18 protein-coding genes, 4 tRNA genes and 1 riboswitch are annotated in these 18,035 nt (G+C 36.5%); of the genes, 3 read left to right on the top strand and 19 right to left on the bottom strand.

What is annotated here, in order from left to right; translation table 11 throughout:
• Positions 1-43 precede the first annotated feature (43 nt).
• From A6B43_RS02105 to A6B43_RS02095, 3 genes are all read right to left on the bottom strand, one after another.
• Complete coding sequence (locus A6B43_RS02105) at positions 44-1,276, bottom strand: phosphopentomutase (RefSeq protein ID WP_124210935.1); 1,233 nt, start codon at positions 1,274-1,276, stop codon at positions 44-46.
• Positions 1,277-1,360: 84 nt separating this feature from the next.
• Positions 1,361-2,140: a deoxyribose-phosphate aldolase gene (gene deoC, locus A6B43_RS02100; RefSeq protein ID WP_124210934.1), complete on the bottom strand. Its 780-nt coding sequence runs from the start codon at positions 2,138-2,140 to the stop codon at positions 1,361-1,363.
• A 106-nt stretch (positions 2,141-2,246) separates the two neighbouring features.
• Entirely contained in the window at positions 2,247-3,512 is a 1,266-nt protein-coding gene (locus tag A6B43_RS02095; RefSeq protein ID WP_124210933.1) for a NupC/NupG family nucleoside CNT transporter, read from the bottom strand.
• 245 nt (positions 3,513-3,757) lie between these two features.
• Here A6B43_RS02095 and A6B43_RS02090 point away from each other — a divergent pair, with 245 nt between their 5' ends.
• Both A6B43_RS02090 and A6B43_RS02085 read left to right on the top strand, forming a co-directional pair.
• Positions 3,758-4,453: an N-acetylmannosamine-6-phosphate 2-epimerase gene (locus A6B43_RS02090; protein WP_124210932.1), complete on the top strand. Its 696-nt coding sequence runs from the start codon at positions 3,758-3,760 to the stop codon at positions 4,451-4,453.
• A gap of 1 nt (position 4,454) precedes the next feature.
• Positions 4,455-5,342, top strand: a complete 888-nt coding sequence (locus A6B43_RS02085; protein WP_124210931.1) for an N-acetylmannosamine kinase — start codon at positions 4,455-4,457, stop codon at positions 5,340-5,342.
• 81 nt (positions 5,343-5,423) lie between these two features.
• Here A6B43_RS02085 and pgi read toward each other — a convergent pair whose 3' ends face one another.
• The 16 genes from pgi to plsB form a co-directional block, all read right to left on the bottom strand.
• A complete protein-coding gene (gene pgi / locus A6B43_RS02080; protein ID WP_124210930.1) occupies positions 5,424-7,064 on the bottom strand; it encodes a glucose-6-phosphate isomerase in 1,641 nt (546 codons plus the stop codon).
• A 24-nt stretch (positions 7,065-7,088) separates the two neighbouring features.
• Positions 7,089-7,358: a ubiquinone biosynthesis accessory factor UbiK gene (ubiK, locus tag A6B43_RS02075; RefSeq protein ID WP_124210929.1), complete on the bottom strand. Its 270-nt coding sequence runs from the start codon at positions 7,356-7,358 to the stop codon at positions 7,089-7,091.
• Positions 7,359-7,467: 109 nt separating this feature from the next.
• Positions 7,468-7,542, bottom strand: a tRNA-Gln gene (locus A6B43_RS02070).
• Positions 7,543-7,588: 46 nt separating this feature from the next.
• Positions 7,589-7,663, bottom strand: a tRNA-Gln gene (locus tag A6B43_RS02065).
• Between the two features lie 24 nt (positions 7,664-7,687).
• Positions 7,688-7,772: transfer RNA gene (locus A6B43_RS02060), tRNA-Leu, on the bottom strand.
• Between the two features lie 2 nt (positions 7,773-7,774).
• Positions 7,775-7,851: transfer RNA gene (locus A6B43_RS02055), tRNA-Met, on the bottom strand.
• Between the two features lie 176 nt (positions 7,852-8,027).
• Positions 8,028-8,846: a shikimate dehydrogenase gene (gene aroE / locus A6B43_RS02050; protein WP_124210928.1), complete on the bottom strand. Its 819-nt coding sequence runs from the start codon at positions 8,844-8,846 to the stop codon at positions 8,028-8,030.
• A gap of 3 nt (positions 8,847-8,849) precedes the next feature.
• Complete coding sequence (gene tsaC, locus A6B43_RS02045) at positions 8,850-9,404, bottom strand: L-threonylcarbamoyladenylate synthase type 1 TsaC (protein ID WP_124210927.1); 555 nt, start codon at positions 9,402-9,404, stop codon at positions 8,850-8,852.
• On the bottom strand, positions 9,404-9,946 hold the full coding sequence (locus A6B43_RS02040; protein WP_124210926.1) for a DNA topoisomerase family protein: 543 nt from the start codon (positions 9,944-9,946) through the stop codon (positions 9,404-9,406). The genes tsaC and A6B43_RS02040 overlap by 1 nt, the downstream gene beginning before the upstream one ends.
• The gene (gene yqfB / locus A6B43_RS02035) at positions 9,933-10,250 is read right to left on the bottom strand and encodes a N(4)-acetylcytidine aminohydrolase (protein WP_124211040.1); all 318 of its coding nucleotides are present in this window, start codon (positions 10,248-10,250) and stop codon (positions 9,933-9,935) included. The genes A6B43_RS02040 and yqfB overlap by 14 nt, the downstream gene beginning before the upstream one ends.
• The gene (gene recX, locus A6B43_RS02030) at positions 10,243-10,695 is read right to left on the bottom strand and encodes a recombination regulator RecX (RefSeq protein ID WP_124210925.1); all 453 of its coding nucleotides are present in this window, start codon (positions 10,693-10,695) and stop codon (positions 10,243-10,245) included. The genes yqfB and recX overlap by 8 nt, the downstream gene beginning before the upstream one ends.
• Before the next feature lie 50 nt (positions 10,696-10,745).
• On the bottom strand, positions 10,746-11,864 hold the full coding sequence (recA, locus tag A6B43_RS02025; RefSeq protein ID WP_124210924.1) for a recombinase RecA: 1,119 nt from the start codon (positions 11,862-11,864) through the stop codon (positions 10,746-10,748).
• Positions 11,865-11,959: 95 nt separating this feature from the next.
• On the bottom strand, positions 11,960-12,574 hold the full coding sequence (locus A6B43_RS02020) for an aminotransferase class IV (RefSeq protein ID WP_124210923.1): 615 nt from the start codon (positions 12,572-12,574) through the stop codon (positions 11,960-11,962).
• On the bottom strand, positions 12,552-13,520 hold the full coding sequence (locus A6B43_RS02015) for an aminodeoxychorismate synthase component I (protein WP_124210922.1): 969 nt from the start codon (positions 13,518-13,520) through the stop codon (positions 12,552-12,554). Before A6B43_RS02015 ends, A6B43_RS02020 begins: the two co-directional genes overlap by 23 nt.
• Before the next feature lie 68 nt (positions 13,521-13,588).
• On the bottom strand, positions 13,589-14,569 hold the full coding sequence (thiB, locus tag A6B43_RS02010) for a thiamine ABC transporter substrate binding subunit (protein ID WP_124210921.1): 981 nt from the start codon (positions 14,567-14,569) through the stop codon (positions 13,589-13,591).
• Positions 14,570-14,613: 44 nt separating this feature from the next.
• Positions 14,614-14,709: riboswitch (TPP riboswitch) on the bottom strand.
• Positions 14,710-14,770: 61 nt separating this feature from the next.
• A complete protein-coding gene (plsB, locus tag A6B43_RS02005) occupies positions 14,771-17,251 on the bottom strand; it encodes a glycerol-3-phosphate 1-O-acyltransferase PlsB (protein ID WP_124210920.1) in 2,481 nt (826 codons plus the stop codon).
• Positions 17,252-17,398: 147 nt separating this feature from the next.
• On the opposite strand from plsB, the gene lexA reads away from it, so the two are divergent.
• Complete coding sequence (lexA, locus tag A6B43_RS02000; protein WP_124210919.1) at positions 17,399-18,028, top strand: transcriptional repressor LexA; 630 nt, start codon at positions 17,399-17,401, stop codon at positions 18,026-18,028.
• Positions 18,029-18,035: the final 7 nt, after the last annotated feature.

Below are 18,035 nucleotides of genomic sequence, written 5' to 3'. Positions count from 1 at the left end.
CCTCTTATTTACTTATAGGAAGGCACCGAAAGGTGCCTGTGGGTTATTTATTAAAATCAATAATTGTAGAGCCATAATCCATTGGTGATAGGCTAAAGTAATTTGCGATAGTCTGTCCGATATCAGCAAATGTTTCACGGCGACCGTAAGATTGTTTTGCAACATCTTTGCCGTAAAGTAGGATTGGTGTATGTTCACGAGTATGATCTGTTCCTTGCCATGTAGGATCACAACCGTGATCGGCCGTAATGATAAGTAGATCTTCATCTTGAATCAATGCCAGTAATTCAGGTAAGCGGCTATCCCAATATTCAAGTGCATCTGCATAGCCTGCAACATCACGGCGATGGCCAAAATCAGAGTCGAAGTTTACGAAGTTAGTAAATACAATGGTGTTATTTCCGGCAGCTTTTACTTCTTCTAAGGTGCGATCAAAGAGTTCAGGCAAGCCTGTTGCTTTGATTTTACGAGTAATACCTGTATGGGCGTAAATATCGGCAATTTTACCGATAGAAACAACTTCGCCACCTTTTTCTTCAACTAATTTTTGTAATACCGTCGCTGAAGGTGGTTCAACTGCATAATCTTTACGATTACCTGTGCGGCTAAATTCACCAGCCTTTTTTCCAATGAATGGACGAGCAATAACACGCCCAATATTATAGCCTTCTAATTCTTCACGTACAATTTGGCAAAGTTCATAGAGTTTTTCTAAACCATAGGTTTCTTCGTGGCAAGCAATTTGGAACACTGAGTCAGCAGAAGTATAGAAAATAGGTAAGCCTGTACGCATATGCTCTTCACCTAGCTCATCTAAAATAACGGTGCCTGATGAATGGCAGTTACCTAAGTAACCTTTGAGATTAGCTCGTTTTACAATCTTATCTAATAGTTCTTGTGGAAAGCTATTTTGATGTTCAGGGAAATATCCCCAATCAAATAGAACTGGTACACCAGCAACTTCCCAGTGGCCAGATGGAGTATCTTTTCCTGATGAAATTTCTTTTGCATGGCAATATCCACCTGCAAGTTGTACATCTTGTGTCAGTCCTGCTGGGTATTCACCGCTAGATTCTTTTGCAGCTAAACCTAAACCTAATTTATTCATATTTGGTAGTTTTAAAGCACCTGAACGGCGGTGATCATCGGCTTTGCCTTCGGCACATTGTTGTGCAATATGTCCTAGTGTGTTTGCCCCTTTATCACCAAATTTTTCAGCATCTTCGGTATAACCAATACCGAAAGAGTCGAGCATCATAATAAATACACGTTTCATTTTTTGTTCCTTTCTATTGATAAATTAAGAAATGGATAAGCGGTTAGATTAGATAAATTTTTACAAGATCGAACCGCTTGTGAGTTAATAACCAGCAGTTTCAGTGTTTGTTTGCTGATCGTTTAATGTTGCTAATAAGTTATCTAATAAACTTGATGCGCCAAATCGGAAATGTCTAGTATTGATCCATGTATCTCCGAGGGTCTGTGCTGCAATCTCCAAGTATCTAGCTGCATCTTCTGTTGTTTTAACACCACCTGCGGCTTTAAAGCCTACAGTTTCTGCAACATTAAGATCACGAATTGTTTCAAGCATAATACGTGCGGATTCAAGTGTTGCATTAACAGATACTTTACCTGTTGAGGTTTTAATAAAATCGGCGCCTGCTTTAATGGCAATTTCACTTGCTTGGCGAATAAGTGTTTCAGTTTTTAGTTCTCCCGTTTCAATAATCACTTTTAGGACAACATTTGCTGTATTGCATACCGCTTTACATTGGCTAACAAGCTCAAAACCTACTTCACTATTGCCTGCAATGAGTGCTTTATAAGGGAGGACAACATCAACTTCATCTGCACCATAAGCAATGGCTGCTTTAGTTTCAGCCACTGCAATTTCAATATCTTCATTCCCATGAGGAAAATTTGTAACAGTTGCAATTTTAGTGTGATTATTACCCTGTGCTTGTAATGTTTTCCGAGCAATTGGAATAAAGCGAGGATAAATACAAATTGCAGCGGGTGAACCAAATTTAGTATTAGCTTGTTGACAGAGCGAGATAACTTTTTCATCTGTATCATTATCATTTAATGTGGTTAAATCCATTAAAGACAAGGCTTGTTGTGCAATTTTTTTTAAATTCATTTTTCTATTTTCCTCTTACTAAAAGCAAATGTAAACGCAATCGTTTAACTTGCCCTAAAAAGACAACACCACAGTTTCCTGTGGTGCTGATAAGATTAAATCAGGTTTACAGAATAGCTCCGCCTATACCGATAAATAATCCAGCAATTGCCGCACTCATTAGGTTTGATAGTGTTCCTGCAATAACTGCTTTAATTCCCATTCGGGCTACATCGCTACGGCGATTTGGAGCCATACCCCCTAATCCACCAATTAAAATAGCAATTGAACTAAAGTTAGCGAAACCACATAGTGCAAAAGTAATAATTGCTTTTGTTTTTTCGCTTAATATAACGGCGCTGTCAGGTTTGAGATAGTTGATAAAATCAGCATAAGCAACAAACTCATTGATTACTAATTTTTGTCCAATTAAAGAGCCAGCTACTTGAGACTCTTCCCAAGGCACACCAATAACCCAAGCAAGCGGTTGGAATACATAGCCTAAAAGTGATTGGAGTGTGACGTCTGTATATCCAGCTAGTCCAGCAACCCAACCAATGAAGCCGTTAAGCATTGCAATTAATGCGATAAATGCTAATAGCATTGCACCTACGTTCATTGCAAGTTGCATACCAGAGAATGCACCTACTGCGGCAGCTTCAATCACATTAGATGGTTTTTCTTCTACGTCATCTTCATTTAATTCATCTTTGAATGCTTCAGCTTGTGGGTAAAGAATTTTTGCAAATAGTAAACCACCAGGTGCAGCCATAAATGATGCGGCGATTAAGTAAGTCAATGGTACGCCCATTCCTGCATAACCAACCATTACCGCACCAGCAACAGAAGCAACGCCTCCACACATTACAGCAAATAATTCGGAATTTGTCATTGAGCGAATATATGGCTTAATTAGTAATGGTGCTTCCGTTTGACCAACAAAAATATTGGCAGCCGCAGACATTGATTCTGATTTTGAAGTACCTAATATGCTTTGTAATGCACCACCGATTAATTTAATAACGATTTGCATAATGCCAAGGTAATAAAGCACAGAAATTAAAGCAGAAAAGAAGATGATGGTTGGAAGAACTCGAAATGCAAAGATGAAGCCACTGCCACCAAATAATTCGAACATTTTATCACTGACTAAACCAGCAAATAAGAAGTTTATACCATTATTACCATAATTAATCACAGCATTTACGCCTTCAGCAGCACTGAGTAGTGCTTGGCGACCTTGTGGTACGTAAAGGATTAATGCCCCAATACCAATCTGTATAATTAATGCACCAAAAACGGTACGTAAATTTATTGCTTTTTTATTATTGGATAATAAAAAAGCAATGAAAAGGAGTACGACAATGCCAAGTAGGCTGATTAATGTATCCATTTTGAAACCTCAAAGTGTGAAATAGATATTGATTTTATACAAAAAATCAATGGAAAATCCCCAATACTATACCGATTTTTTTTGTCAAAATCTTCAGTTTTTTGCAGTTTTGTCGAGTAAACTTCAAGATGAAATATAATTATTTGATCTAGATCGCACTTTTATTGTCGCTAGCTTGTATGATTTTAGCTAACCTATTACTCTTTGGAGTTAATATTCATTGTAATTTATATTGGTGAAGTTTTATGTCAAAATTGACGAAAGATCAGATTTTATTGAAGCTTAAAAATGGCTTGATCGCTTCTTGTCAGCCTGTAGATAATGGTCCAATGGACTTTCCTAATATTGTAGCGGCAATGGCTCAAGCTTCTATTAACGGTGGGGCTGCTGGTTTACGTATTGAAGGTATTGAGAATTTAAAAGCAGTACGGAAAGTGGTTGATGTACCAATTATTGGTATTGTTAAACGAGACCTTACCGATAGCCCTGTAAGAATAACGCCTTTTTTACAAGATATTGACGATTTATTTTACGCAGGGGCGGATATTATTGCTTTTGATGGTACGGATAGAGTTCGTCCAACAACGATAGACGCTTGTGTCCAGCGTATTAAAGAGTTAGGAGCTATATCAATGGCAGATTGTTCCACGTTAGAGGAGGGGCTTTATTGTCAGCAACTTGGTGTGGATTTAATTGGTAGTACAATGTCGGGGTATACGGGGGGAGCTATTCCCGCAGAACCTGATGTAAAATTAGTACGAGATCTTGTTTCCAAAGGATGCCGAGTGATGGCTGAAGGGCGGTATAATACTCCTGAACTAGCTGCAGTAGCAATTGAAAATGGTGCTTATGCAGTAACAGTTGGATCAGCCTTAACTCGTCTAGAACATATTGTGGGTTGGTTTGTTGGTGCGATTAAGGATTGCAAAATTGGAGCATAAAATGACCGCTTGTTTAGCTATTGATATTGGCGGAACAAAAATTGCAGCGGGATTGGTGATATTGGGTGGAATGGATATTCAGATTGAAGGAAGAATACAAATTCCGACACCACAAAATCCGAGTGCAGAAAGATTAAAGCAGTCTTTATCAGACATTATTGCAACTTTTCAAGGGCAATTTGATATTGTTTCGGTAGCTTCAACAGGTATTATTCAAAATGGTATTTTAACGGCTTTAAATCCTAAAAATCTAGGCGATTTAGCTTTTTTTCCTCTTGAGCAGAGTATTGTAACTTATACGGATAAACCCATTTATTTATTGAATGATGCACAAGCGGCAGCTTGTGCTGAATTTTTGCATTATCAGGAACAGATTGATAATTTCGCTTTTATTACGGTTTCAACGGGTGTTGGCGGTGGTATTATTTTAAATCGGCAATTATTTACAGGCACAAATGGGATTGCAGGACACATCGGGCATACGTTATCAGACCCTAATGGAGAACGTTGTGGCTGTGGAAGAATTGGCTGTGTTGAAGCGGTAGCATCAGGGAGGGCAATTGCTAGCGCTTCATTAAGATGGGAAAAACCTTGTGAACCCAAAGAGGTTTTTGAGAGATTTAGGCAAGGAGATTTGCAAGCGGTCAGCTTAGTTGATAAATCTGCTAAAGCGATTGCAAATTTAATTGCTGATCTCAAAATAAGTTTAGACATTCAGTGTGTTGCACTTGGTGGCAGTGTTGGGTTGGCAGAAGGATATTTACAACGCATAGAATATTTTCTTTCACAAATGCCAGAAATATATCGGCCTAAAATAGTTTTAGCAAAGTATCAACAAGATGCGGGATTAATTGGCGTTGCTTGGTGGGCAGAAAATCAACAACGATAATTACAAATTTATTACATAATCAGACCGCTTGTTAGGTTATAACAAGTGGTCTGATTAATTTAAATTTTTATAATTTAGGATTTAACGCCAAGCTTTATATTGATTGATTAAACCATTGGTTGAACTATCGTGGCTAGTGATTTCATTATCATTTTCTAATTCAGGTAGAATACGATTTGCAAGCTGTTTACCTAGTTCTACACCCCATTGATCGAAACTATAAATGTTGAAAATCACGCCTTGAACAAAAATTTTGTGTTCGTACATTGCGATCAAAGCTCCAAGAGTGAATGGTGTAATCTCTTCAACTAAAATAGAATTAGTTGGTTTATTCCCCGTAAATACTTTAAATGGAATGATTTCTGCAACTTCTGTCAGAGATTTACCCGCTTGTAAAAATTCTTGTTCTACTATCTCTTTTGATTTTCCGAAGGCTAAAGCTTCAGTTTGAGCGAAGAAATTTGAAAGTAATTTTGCATGGTGATCGTCTAACGGATTATGTGTTTTTGCAGGTGCAATAAAATCACAAGGAATTAATTTTGTACCTTGATGAATGAGCTGATAGAAAGCGTGTTGCCCATTTGTTCCCGGCTCTCCCCAAATGATAGGGCCTGTTTGATAATTTACTGTATTACCATCACGTCCAACATATTTGCCATTTGACTCCATATTTCCTTGTTGAAAATAAGCTGCAAAACGGTGCATATATTGATCATAAGGTAAAATGGCTTCGGATTCTGCTCCTAAGAAATTATTATTCCAAATTCCAATAAGAGCGAGAGTTGTTGGAATATTTTTTTCAATCGGCGTATGTAGGAAGTGTTTATCCATTGCATAAGCACCTTCAAGTAATTGTTCAAAATTCTCAAAGCCGATAGAAAGTGCAATAGATAAACCAATGGCTGACCAAAGAGAATATCTGCCACCTACCCAGTCCCAAAATTCAAACATATTGGCAGTATCAATACCAAATTTAGCGACTTCAGTTGCGTTGGTTGAAAGGGCGACAAAATGTTTAGCTACAGCAGTTTCATCTTGTGCAAAAGAGAGTAACCATTTACGAGCTGAGTGAGCATTCGTCATTGTTTCTTGTGTCGTAAATGTTTTTGAAGCAACAAGTACAAGGGTCGTTTCTGGATTGACTTTGCGTAGTGTCTCAGCGATATGAGTGGCGTCAATATTAGATACGAAGTGCATTGTTAGTTGGTTTTTATAAGGACGTAGTGCTTCTGTAACCATATAAGGCCCGAGATCTGAACCACCAATACCAATATTAATTACATCAGTAATCGCTTTACCTGTATAGCCTTTCCATTCTCCAGAAATGACTTGATGACAGAATTGCTTCATTTTTGCTAATACTGAATTGACGTCAGGCATTATGTCTTTTCCATCAACTTTAATAGGTGTATTTGCACGGTTCCGCAATGCCGTGTGTAAAACAGCACGGTTCTCCGTACGATTAATTTCTTCACCATTAAACATTGCATTAATTGCTGACTGTAAAGCACATTCATCTGCAAGTTGGCGAAGAAGCGTTAGTGTCGTTTCGTTAATGGCATTTTTTGAAAAATCAACGAGTATTTTATTTTCAAAAAAGAGTGAATATTTATTAAAACGTTGTGAATCTTGTAAGAAAAGTTGGGGGATTGTGTAATTCTCTGCTTTATGTTGTTCAAGTGCGTTCCAAGCAAGAGTTTGGGTCGGGTTGATTGTTTTCATTTTATACCTGATTAAGTTGTACAATTAGTTTTCATCGTTATTAGTTTCGATATTATTTTTTTCAGCAAGCTTATTTAAGCGTTTTTCCAATTCATTAAGTTTTTCACGAGTACGTAATAAAACTTGTGATTGCACATCAAATTCTTCACGAGTAACGACATCTAATTTGGCGAGCTGAGCTTGTAGTATCTGTTTAAATTTTTCTTCTAGATCAGAGCCAACATTTTTTAAGCTTTGAGGTAGGACATTATGAAGCTGTTGAGCGATAGATTCTAAATTTTTAGGATTAAGCATAGTATTCTCCGATATATTGTTTTAATGATTTTAAAGAATTTTAGTTAAAATCGAAAGTAAAGAATCGGAAAATTTTAGCTATTAAAATAAAAAGAATGATTAGATAGATTGGCTGGAGTACTAGGATTCGAACCTAGGAATGCTGGGATCAAAACCCAGTGCCTTACCGCTTGGCGATACTCCAAAACGAAAAAACTAACACGAAGTTAGCTAATATGATGTAATAAAAGTGGCTGGAGTACTAGGATTCGAACCTAGGAATGCTGGGATCAAAACCCAGTGCCTTACCGCTTGGCGATACTCCAGTCGTTTTATTTGCTAAGCCATAATGGTGCGGGACGAGGGACTTGAACCCACACACCTCTCGGCGCCAGAACCTAAATCTGGTGCGTCTACCAATTTCGCCAGTCCCGCAATGGTGGCTACAGCGAGATTCGAACTTGCGACCCCAACATTATGAGTGTTGTGCTCTAACCAGCTGAGCTATGTAGCCATTGCGTACCATATCGGCTTGCGGGCGTATTATGCTGATTTCAATCTAGCTCGTCAAATACTTTTTTTCTAAAATCTTTCTTTTTTAGTTTGTTTGGATAGAGATTCAACAAATTGTAATAAAAATCGACTTTTTTATAATAATTTGCTTATTCTTAAAGAACTAATGATGATCTTCTAGCTTTCCATTTCAGATTTTAATTGAGCAAGTACAGGAGAAATTTCAGGTAGAATACCTTCCCAAAGCTCAAATGCATAACTGGCTTGACCAACTAACATCCCTAGTCCGTCTTGACATGCTTTTGCACCCTGTGAGTGTGCGTAATTTAAAAATGGAGTCTGCATATGAGGCGCATATTGCATATCATAGATGTTAGCATTGCACAGAATAGTTTGTGGTAGCTCAATATATTTTCCTTGTAGCCCTAGAGATGTTGCATTGATAACTAGATCGAAAGGCTGTTGAGAGAGTTCATTAAAGCATTTAGCATCAACTTTCCCTAGTTTTGCAAATTTATTAGCTAAACTAACCGCTTTCTTGTGGGTTCGATTATATAGCGTAATTTGTTGTTTTGAATGTAATAAATGAGCAAGTACACCTTTTGTTGCACCGCCTGCGCCTAAAATGAGGATATTCTGATGGGGTTTAAGCCAACCTAAGCGAGTAAGATCGCTGATAAGCCCTAAACCGTCAGTGTTGTCTGCATATAAACGCCCATCATCTAATCGTTTTAAGGTATTGCAGGCCTCTGCTTGTAAACAATGTTCACTATGGATATCTGCAAGGGCAAATGCTTTTTCTTTAAAGGGGGCTGTAATGTTTGCCCCTTTTGCTCCGTTTTCAAAGAATGCTAGGAGATGTTGTTCAAATAGCCACTCATCAGTGAGTTTTCGTTGATAACAGATTTGTTTCTGAGCTTGTTGGGCAAAGAGTTGGTGAATTTGTGGAGATTTACTTTGGGCGATAGGATTGCCCCACACAGCATAGTGGTTCATTTTTTATCCTTTTCTGAGAATGTGTTGTGTAAAGATATCTCGAATTTCAGAGGGATTATCTTTGCCTCCCGTTTTTTCATTAAGAATTGGGAAGGTCTGACCAAATTGTGCGATAACTTCAGTGGCTGTTCGGCAAGGTGGTTTTCCTGTTAAGTTAGCACTGGTCGAGGTAAGTGCAAATCCTGAGGCATTGCAAAGTTCAATAACAGCAGGAACTTGGCATAATCGTACAGCGACACTATTAAATTTTCCTCTTATATAGCTGGGAATATTGTTTTTAGCAGGGACGATCCAAGTAGTGGCTCGATCTGAAGGTTGTACAAGCCGTTGCCATTCTGTGATAGACAGCTTTGTTTCATCAATATAAGGACGAAGAAATTCTAGCGTGGGTGCAATAAGTATTAGCCCTTTTTCTTCAGGGCGCTGTTTTAATATGAGTAAAGTTCTTACTGCTTGTTCACTATTAGGGTTACAGCCTAAGCCAAATACCGCTTCAGTTGGATAGGCAATGACTTGATCTTTTTTTAGTTTTTCAACAATTTGGGCAAATGTGTACATTAAATTTTGTTATTAGGTTCAATATTAAAGGTGTATTGGCAGTGTTTATTCGCACATATTAGCAAGGATTTACCTCGTACCTTTTTTTCAATTGCCATTGGATAGTGGCATTGAGGGCATTCTTGCAAGATTGGCTTACTTGGCAAGGTAAATGTACATTCAGGGTAGCCGTTACAGCCATAAAAATATTTTCCTGAACGTCCGATACGTTCTACTAATTTATTTTTTTTACATTCAGGACAATCAAATTCTTCGGCGATTGTAGGTTCGTTTTGAACCGTAAAATCACAATCAGGATATTGGCTACATCCGATAAAAATACCGAAACTACCTTGTTTTAATTGTAAAAATTGTTGGCATTTTGGGCAAGGTTCATCAAGGGTTTTAATAATATGGTAAGCACTTTGTAAAGGCTTAATAAATTGGCATTTCGGGTAGTTAGTACAACCTAAAAAAAGCCCTTGTTTACCTCGCTTAATTTGTAAGGGAGATTGGCATTCAGGACAAATCTCTGATTGTTTTGTAGATTTAAATAGGCTCATCGATTAATTTAAATTCAATCACAAAAAATATATTTTCTTCGGGATAAATTTCACGAATAACTCGTTTGAGTTGTTCTAAACTCATATTTTCTTGTTTGGCGTGTTGGTGATTGAGGTCACCAAATTGAATTGGGGTAACGGAAATGACTTCAATATGAGCAAACAAGCGGTCAGTTTCATTTGTAAAAACAGCAAGTCGTTGAGCTGGCTTAAAGTGAGATTCTGATTTATCTCGAATTGTAATGGTTTTCTTACCTGCTACAATATCGGGTTCAAATCGGCTAAAAAAAGTAATTTTATTCATATTCTGCATAGTCTATGTCCATTAAATGACTAAAGTGATCGCTATAAAATCCGTGACTTATCATATAACGCCACATTTTTTGTTTAGTTTTAAGATTCCAATCGGCTGGACGCTTTTTTTCAAAAAGACATTCAGCTAGATCAAACCAATCAATTTCACTATTTTCGAGTTCTTGGCTAATTATTCTTTCTGATACACCTTTAAATCGTAGCTCTTGTTTTAAACGATTAGGTCCATAGCCTTGCTGTGAGCGGTAGCGTATAAAGTGTTGGCAAAATCGTTCATCACTTTGCCAATTTTGTTGTTGAGCTCTTTCAATGGCTTGATCGATTTCTTGAGGTGTATATTCTTTTTGCTTTAATTTTTGGCGTAGTTCCCGTTCACTATGGTCTCGTCGAGAAAGGAGATAAACAAGATACTGTATTGCTGTAGATTTTGTTTTCATTTAAAAGTGTAAAATGCGGTATGAATATTACCGCATTTTATCCTTATATTTTATAGTTCTTCGTCAAATTGCTCGTCACTATCGTTATCGCTATTTTCATCTTCTGAAACTGCTAATTTAGATAATGCTTTTTCTGGGTTGGCGGCTAAAGAAGCACGGATTGCTTGATCGATTTTCTCAGCTTGTTCTGGGTTTTCTTTTAGCCATTTTACAGCATTATTTTTACCTTGGCCGATTTTTTCTCCTTCGTAAGAGAACCATGCGCCTGATTTTTTGATCAGATCATTGGTTACTGCAAGCCCTAACAGTTCACCCATTTTAGAAATGCCCTCGCCATACATAATATCAAATTGTGCTGTGCGGAATGGCGGTGCAACTTTATTTTTAACGACTTTAACTTTTGTTTCGCTACCTAAAATTTGATCTCCATCTTTTACAACACCTGAGCGACGGATGTCTAAGCGGACAGATGCGTAGAATTTTAACGCATTACCACCTGTTGTTGTTTCTGGATTGCCAAACATTACACCAATTTTCATACGAATTTGGTTGATGAATACCACAAGACAGTTAGTTGTTTTTACATTACCAGTTAGTTTACGTAATGCCTGAGACATCAAACGAGCTTGTAAACCCATATGTGAGTCACCCATTTCACCTTCAATTTCTGCTTTTGGTGTTAAGGCTGCAACTGAATCTACAATAATAACATCAACAGCCCCAGATCGAACTAAGGCATCACAAATTTCCAAGGCCTGTTCACCATTATCGGGCTGAGAAATCAGCAATTTATTTGTATCAACCCCTAGTTTTTGTGCATAAATAGGATCTAGAGCGTGTTCAGCATCAATAAATGCACAAGTTTTATCTGATTTTTGTGCTTCAGCAATAAGAGAAAGTGTCAAAGTCGTTTTTCCTGAAGATTCAGGTCCAAAAATTTCAACAATACGTCCCATAGGCAAGCCACCAATACCGAGTGCTAAGTCTAAGCCTAAAGAACCTGTAGAAACAGATTCAATATCTAGTTGCTGGGTTGAACCTAACGTCATAATTGAACCTTTGCCGAATTGCTTTTCAATTTGGGTTAAGGCTGCTTCAAGTGCTTTTTTCTTATTTTCTGGCTCTGTATGTTTTACAACTGCAGGGGCTTTTGATTTTTTCTCTGCCATAGAACTATCCTTTGAATGGGGTTAAGTAACATTTATAATGAAGGTATTATACTGTTTGAATATACAGTTTCAAGTGTTTTTTTCAGTTTTACGATCTATTTCGCAAAATTAGTTAAAATAGTCTGCTGGTTGATTGGAATTGCTCGTTGTTCATTAAATGGATTTAATGCATTTATCATCATTATTTTTTCATAATTAAAGAGATCTGATTTTGTTATTGGAACTAATTTAATTTTATTTTCTAGTAATAAATAAGTTAATTGTGTTCCTTTTAATAAATAATGCGTTGGGCTATACCATTTATTTTTTTTAAGAAATATTAGGTTTCCAATTGTACAGTCACTGATAAAATTATTATTGATAATAATAATTTCATCGGGTTGGTAATTATTAAGAGAATCTAACCGCTTGCGATCACTATATTTAAATTGGTAATCTAGGTCTTTAGTTTCAATACAATGGAATTTAGCTATTTTTCTTGGCATATAAGAGAAGAAATTTACGGAATTTTTTTCGGAGCTATAATCAATTCGGCAGCGGAAAAAACCAGATTGGTATTCTTTGGGGATATGGATATCTTTTAAAAATAGAGAACAAGTTTTTTTAAAATAATATTTAAATGAATATTGTATGCGTTGTTGATGTAATTCGATATGTTGAATATTGCCATCAATAACGGCTAATGTTTCAAAGAGTGGATAATGGTACATATATTTTTTCTAAAATTTCATTATATTCTGTATTGAGTTCACTTAAAGCTGTAATACCCCCGCCACTGCGGAAAAAATAGGTTTCTTCTTGTTTCTCAATATAACGAATAGCAACTGCACTGTCTAAGTAATTACCATCAAAATAACCAAAAATACCGGTGTAATACCCTCGTTCTTGTTGTTCTGCTTGTTGAATAATTTCTACAGTTTTGAGTTTTGGGGCACCACTAATTGAGCCTGCGGGAAGTAATTTTGCTAATATTGTACCGATGTTTTGTTGCCAAGTTTTATCTAATGTGCCGCAGATCTCTGAACTGGTTTGATAAATTGCCCCACGATGAGTAGTTATTTTTTCTATATAGCGATATTTTGTTACTTGGATATTATTAGCTACTAATGCAAGATCATTTCGAATAAGATCAATAATTGTATTATGTTCAGTAAATTCTTTTTGAGAATTTAATAATAGTTGTTGTGCATTTTGTACATCTGCATTAATTGTACCTTTCATTGGATACGAATAAATTTTATTATCTTCTATTTTAATAAAACACTCAGGGGAAAAACAGACAAATTGATCTGCTAAATAGCATTTATATTTAGCAAGACTTGATAAAAATAATTCATTTAGAGTGTAATTAATATTAATTTTTGTTTTTTCTGTCAGGTTGAGTAAATAACTATTTCCTGCTTGAATTTGTTGTTGAATAAATTGAAAGCGTTTGGTGTATTGTTGAAAATTTATTGGCTCAATATTAATTTTAAACGGCTTATTTATTGCTTTATGAGAATGATCTTTTTTATGAGGAAATTCAAATTTAATTTGACTATTTTGAATTTCGCTAAGCGGGTAGATCAATGGATTTTTTTGCTCAAAATCAATTAAAAAGAAAAAAGGCGTTTTCTGTTTTCCAAATTGGTTTGCAGTTTGAATAAATTTTTGCATTTTAATAGATATTAAACCTTATAATTTATAAATTATTTTATAATAGCACTTAAAAATGATGAGCCAACTTATTGGCTTATCGCTTTCTGCCATGTTGCGAGCCACTGTTTTACCACGGTTGTATCAGGTTGAGTAAATTCTAATGGCGAATAATTTGGCAACTGGTTAAATTTAGATGTATTAAGTTTAATCACGGGTTTCATTACATTATGATATGCGATGATCTCCTGCGCTTCTGGTTGTTGTAAAAAATGTAAGAATTCTCGTGCAAGCGTTGGGTTTTTACTTGTTTTAGTAATAGCTCCAACTTCGATTTGCAGTAAATGCCCTTCTGAGAATGGGGCGGCAATTTTGCTGTTATCTTGCTCGTGCCACTGATGATAGAGTGGGGACGTAGTGTAGCTGAGAACTAAATCCGCTTCACCTTTTAAAAATGCACTGTATGTTTCAGACCAGCCTTTGCCAATGGTAACTGTGTGTTTTGCTAAGGTTTTCCACGCTTGTCCTGCATTTTGACCATAAACTTGATTGATCCAAAAAAGTAGGCCACGTCCAACAGTACTTGTACGAGGATCTTGATAGATGATTTTTAGATCTTGTCGCCCTACTAGTTCCTTTAAACTCTGTGGTGGTGTTATTACTTTACGTTTGTCATAAATAAAAGCGTATTCGCTGTAATCATAGGGAACAAACGTTTTGTTTTGCCAAGTTGTTGGTAGATTGAGTGAGTTTTGGTCTAAATTATGTTCGATAAAAAGACCTGAGCGTTCAGCTTCGGAGATTAAAAAGTTATCAATTCCAAGCATTACATCAGCTTTGCTTTTTTTGCCTTCAAGGCGAATACGATTAAACATCGTTACCCCATTTTCAAAGGGGATAAATTTGAGATCGCATTGACATTGTTGTTCAAAAAGTGGTTCGAGTTTTTTAGCCGCTCCCCAGCTATTGGCAAAGGAATTATAGGTATAAACAGTAAGAGTAGGTTGGCTTGCGAAGCTGTTTAGGCAAAGCCCAAGACTAGAAAGGGCAAGTATTGTTTTTAGTTTCATAAAATTTCCTTCTAATTAGATGATATAGAAGGATTTAAAACACGAAAGGCTCTTGTCTCAAATCCCTACGCTGGTATTATTCAGATCAGGTTCTATGGGTATTTCTCAGCTAAGCATTACTTGCACCCCAATGAGAACAGTGAAATTATACCGCTGCTAATAAAGTATTAGCAAGCGGTGGTTTAAGGCAGAAATTTACATTTAATTTTTTTCAGAGGAAGATGGTTCATTTTCGTTATTTATTTGTAATTGCTGCTCATTCTTTTCTTCCAATTTAACCATTGCACCATGAATTGTTTGTTGAATTTCAAGGGAAATTAACCCTTTTAAGAGTGATTTTATATCTTTCACTTTTCCAACAATAGTATTGTTTTCATCATCAAAATATCCCTGTGTTTTGAGGGTATTGCTAAAGGTTGAAAATAGTGCTTTATCAAAAAATTCAGGCGCATTAATTCCGTGTAAAACTGATAAGCGTTGTGCAACAGAACGACTCTCTTTTTCTAAGTTATTACGGCTAATGTTAGGTTGTTCAATTAAAATCGTTAAACTAATGTAATAACGTTGGAGAATTTCACGCACGGTTGCTGCGTGAAGTTGTAATGAACGGATACGATGACGGTTAATCATCATCATTTCGCTTTCGTGTTTAATGAGTTGTTGGCGGGTAAATTCCGCTAAAATTTCATCAATTTGTGTGTAAAGTTCGTTTTCGGTAAAGTGTAAAAATAGCTCAGCTTTTAAGAATGGATAAAGCTGCTGTACACTTTTTAAAATGATATCTTTAGAAATTGCTTCGTGATGGAGAATGATACTTGCAATTAATGACGGTAAAACAAAAAGATGTTGAATATTATTGCGGTAATACGTCATTAAAATAGCAGAATGACGCTCTAAACGAATAATTTCACCAAAGTTGTCTTTTTCTAATAGTACGCCTGAACGAGGTAGGTGGATAACGTGTTCTAACATCTCGTTAGCAGAATCTGCTGGTAGAGTAATATCTTGAGCATAGGGAACATTTTTAAATAGTTCAATGTAGCTTTCGACTTGTTCAATGAGCTGTTCTCGGGTAAGTGAGCGTTGGCGAGAAGCAAGTAGAACAGAGCCAATTAAGTTTTTAGCATTAACAGCAGCCGCATTATTGATATTAACCATTACTTGATGAGAAATAGCTTCAACCGCTTCGTTGAGCCATTTTGGACGTTCATTTTCAGCAAGCGGTTCTTTCCATTCGGGAAAATGTGAATTAAGGTAGTTATTTAGTGGGATAGGCTCTCCAAAATTGACAAAGCCTTGTCCAAGATTGCGCAATTTTTTAATGACTCGGAAAACAAGCCCTGCATTTTCTTTCTCTTTTTGTGCTCCACGTAGTTCTTTGGCGTAAGTATCTACTTCTAAAACGTGTTCATAGCCAATATAAACAGGAACAATACTGATAGGGCGAGTTAAACCACGCTGCAAAGCTTGCAGTGTCATTGACATCATACCTGTTTTAGGATCGAGTAAACGCCCTGTGCGTGAACGCCCACCTTCAATAAAATATTCAACAGAATAGCCTCGATAGAACAATTCGGCTAAATATTCACGGAAAATAGTGGAATATAAACGGTTACCTTTGAACGTTCTACGGATAAAGAATGCGCCCCAGCTTCTAAATATTGGACCTGCTGGCCAGAAATTTAAATTAATTCCCGCAGCAATATGTGGTGGAACAAGCCCTTGATGATAGAGAATATAAGAGAGCAGTAAGTAGTCCATATGGCTACGGTGGCAAGGCACATAAACTAATTCATGCCCTTCTAAGGCTAGTTTTCGTACACGATCAGCATAATGAACATTAATGCCTTGATAGAGCTTATTCCATAACCAACTTAATAAACGATCAGCTGTTCGTAGACTTTCGTGGCGAACATTTGCGGCAATTTCTTCCAGTATTTTCTCCGCTTCTTTACGAGCTTTTATTGGTGAGCTTTTCGATTTTTTAGCTTCTTCATCAATGGCTGCTAAAATCGTTGGAGATTGCAATAATTTATTAAACATTGCTTGGCGATTAGGGAGACGTGGTCCCATTGCTGAATAGCGTTGTTTAGAAAAGTGTATTTTAGCTACACGAGCTAATTTTTGTGCGATACTTTCATCTGCGCTATGAGTTGTAATCATATAACGTAAAGATACTGCTTGTGAAAATCGAACGAAATTATCTCGCCCAAACCAAAGCATTAGCCACAAGCGTTGAAATCGCCCTAAAAATCGCAGAACAGGTAAACCTTTTTCTTTCCCCGGAGCTCTTCCCCATAACACAGAGACAGGAATAATTTGAACATCAAGAGTTTGATTTTCGTGGTGTAGATCAAGATAACGATAAAAAAGTGATTCAGTTTCGCTTTTTGCCCCTTTTGATTTAAAAAATCGACGACCTTCGTCTAAAAAGACATAACGAGCTAAATTATTCCCTGAAATAGTGTTTGGTTCTAAAGGATCGGGTAAATTGAGTGCTAAACAATTTTTCTGCAGGATAAGTAGATCAGTTTGTGAAGTATAAGGAAGAACATAGACCATAGGTTGATCAGGATTTAAATTCAATTCTTGAATAGGATTAGTCGGAATTGAACGAGATTTTACTAATAAAGAAAGCGGTAAATTCAGCAATTTACGATAAAGATTCAATAAAATAGTCATTTTTATATTCTTCTTAATAGGAATCAATAGGTTAAATTTTCTGAATTTTAACATAATTTTTATGAATAAAATTGAATTTATTAGTTACAAATATGAGTTTGCTGTATATAATGACACTATTTCTGTATATAAAGACAGTGAGGCATCATGAAACGTCAGCATTTAACGGCACGCCAGCAAGAAATCTTTGATTTCGTTAAACATCATATTGAAAATACGGGTATGCCCCCAACACGGGTTGAAATTGCTCGAGAAATAGGATTCAAATCGCCTAATGCAGCAGAAGAACATTTAAAAGCATTAGCTCGTAAGGGCTATATTGAAATGCTTTCTGGTACTTCTCGTGGTATTCGTATTTTAATTGAAGAGGAAGTTGCAGCAAATGATGATGGGCTTCCGTTAGTTGGTAAAGTTGCAGCGGGTTCGCCTATTGCCGCTATTGAGCATATTGAAGGACATTACCCCATCAACGGAGAAATGTTTTCACCTTCTGCCGATTATTTACTAAGAGTTGAAGGTAATTCAATGGAAAAAATCGGTATTTTAGATGGCGATTTATTGGCAGTGCATAAAACAACATCTGTTCGTAATGGGCAAGTTGTCGTTGCTAGAGTTGATGATGAAGTTACTGTAAAACGTTTAGAGCGTAAAGGTGATTTGATTTATCTTCACCCTGAAAATGATGAGTTAAAAGCGATTGTTGTTGATCCTCGTACTTCTTTTATTGAAATTGAAGGAATTGCTGTTGGTGTAATCCGTAGTAATGCGTGGATGTAACTAAAAA

This window comes from Vespertiliibacter pulmonis (assembly GCF_013377275.1).
Lineage (GTDB): Bacteria > Pseudomonadota > Gammaproteobacteria > Enterobacterales > Pasteurellaceae > Vespertiliibacter > Vespertiliibacter pulmonis.
The sequence above is the reverse complement of the archived record's forward strand: the minus strand, read 5'-3'. Positions and strand labels throughout refer to the sequence as shown.

Bases quoted from the DNA above. Each gene is read 5' to 3' on its own strand.
- A6B43_RS02105 (WP_124210935.1), bottom strand. From the start codon at position 1,276: ATGAAACGTGTATTTATTATGATGCTCGACTCTTTCGGTATTGGTTAT.
- deoC (WP_124210934.1), bottom strand. From the start codon at position 2,140: ATGAATTTAAAAAAAATTGCACAACAAGCCTTGTCTTTAATGGATTTA.
- A6B43_RS02095 (WP_124210933.1), bottom strand. From the start codon at position 3,512: ATGGATACATTAATCAGCCTACTTGGCATTGTCGTACTCCTTTTCATT.
- A6B43_RS02090 (WP_124210932.1), top strand. From the start codon at position 3,758: ATGTCAAAATTGACGAAAGATCAGATTTTATTGAAGCTTAAAAATGGC.
- A6B43_RS02085 (WP_124210931.1), top strand. From the start codon at position 4,455: ATGACCGCTTGTTTAGCTATTGATATTGGCGGAACAAAAATTGCAGCG.
- pgi (WP_124210930.1), bottom strand. From the start codon at position 7,064: ATGAAAACAATCAACCCGACCCAAACTCTTGCTTGGAACGCACTTGAA.
- ubiK (WP_124210929.1), bottom strand. From the start codon at position 7,358: ATGCTTAATCCTAAAAATTTAGAATCTATCGCTCAACAGCTTCATAAT.
- aroE (WP_124210928.1), bottom strand. From the start codon at position 8,846: ATGAACCACTATGCTGTGTGGGGCAATCCTATCGCCCAAAGTAAATCT.
- tsaC (WP_124210927.1), bottom strand. From the start codon at position 9,404: ATGTACACATTTGCCCAAATTGTTGAAAAACTAAAAAAAGATCAAGTC.
- A6B43_RS02040 (WP_124210926.1), bottom strand. From the start codon at position 9,946: ATGAGCCTATTTAAATCTACAAAACAATCAGAGATTTGTCCTGAATGC.
- yqfB (WP_124211040.1), bottom strand. From the start codon at position 10,250: ATGAATAAAATTACTTTTTTTAGCCGATTTGAACCCGATATTGTAGCA.
- recX (WP_124210925.1), bottom strand. From the start codon at position 10,695: ATGAAAACAAAATCTACAGCAATACAGTATCTTGTTTATCTCCTTTCT.
- recA (WP_124210924.1), bottom strand. From the start codon at position 11,864: ATGGCAGAGAAAAAATCAAAAGCCCCTGCAGTTGTAAAACATACAGAG.
- A6B43_RS02020 (WP_124210923.1), bottom strand. From the start codon at position 12,574: ATGTACCATTATCCACTCTTTGAAACATTAGCCGTTATTGATGGCAAT.
- A6B43_RS02015 (WP_124210922.1), bottom strand. From the start codon at position 13,520: ATGCAAAAATTTATTCAAACTGCAAACCAATTTGGAAAACAGAAAACG.
- thiB (WP_124210921.1), bottom strand. From the start codon at position 14,569: ATGAAACTAAAAACAATACTTGCCCTTTCTAGTCTTGGGCTTTGCCTA.
- plsB (WP_124210920.1), bottom strand. From the start codon at position 17,251: ATGACTATTTTATTGAATCTTTATCGTAAATTGCTGAATTTACCGCTT.
- lexA (WP_124210919.1), top strand. From the start codon at position 17,399: ATGAAACGTCAGCATTTAACGGCACGCCAGCAAGAAATCTTTGATTTC.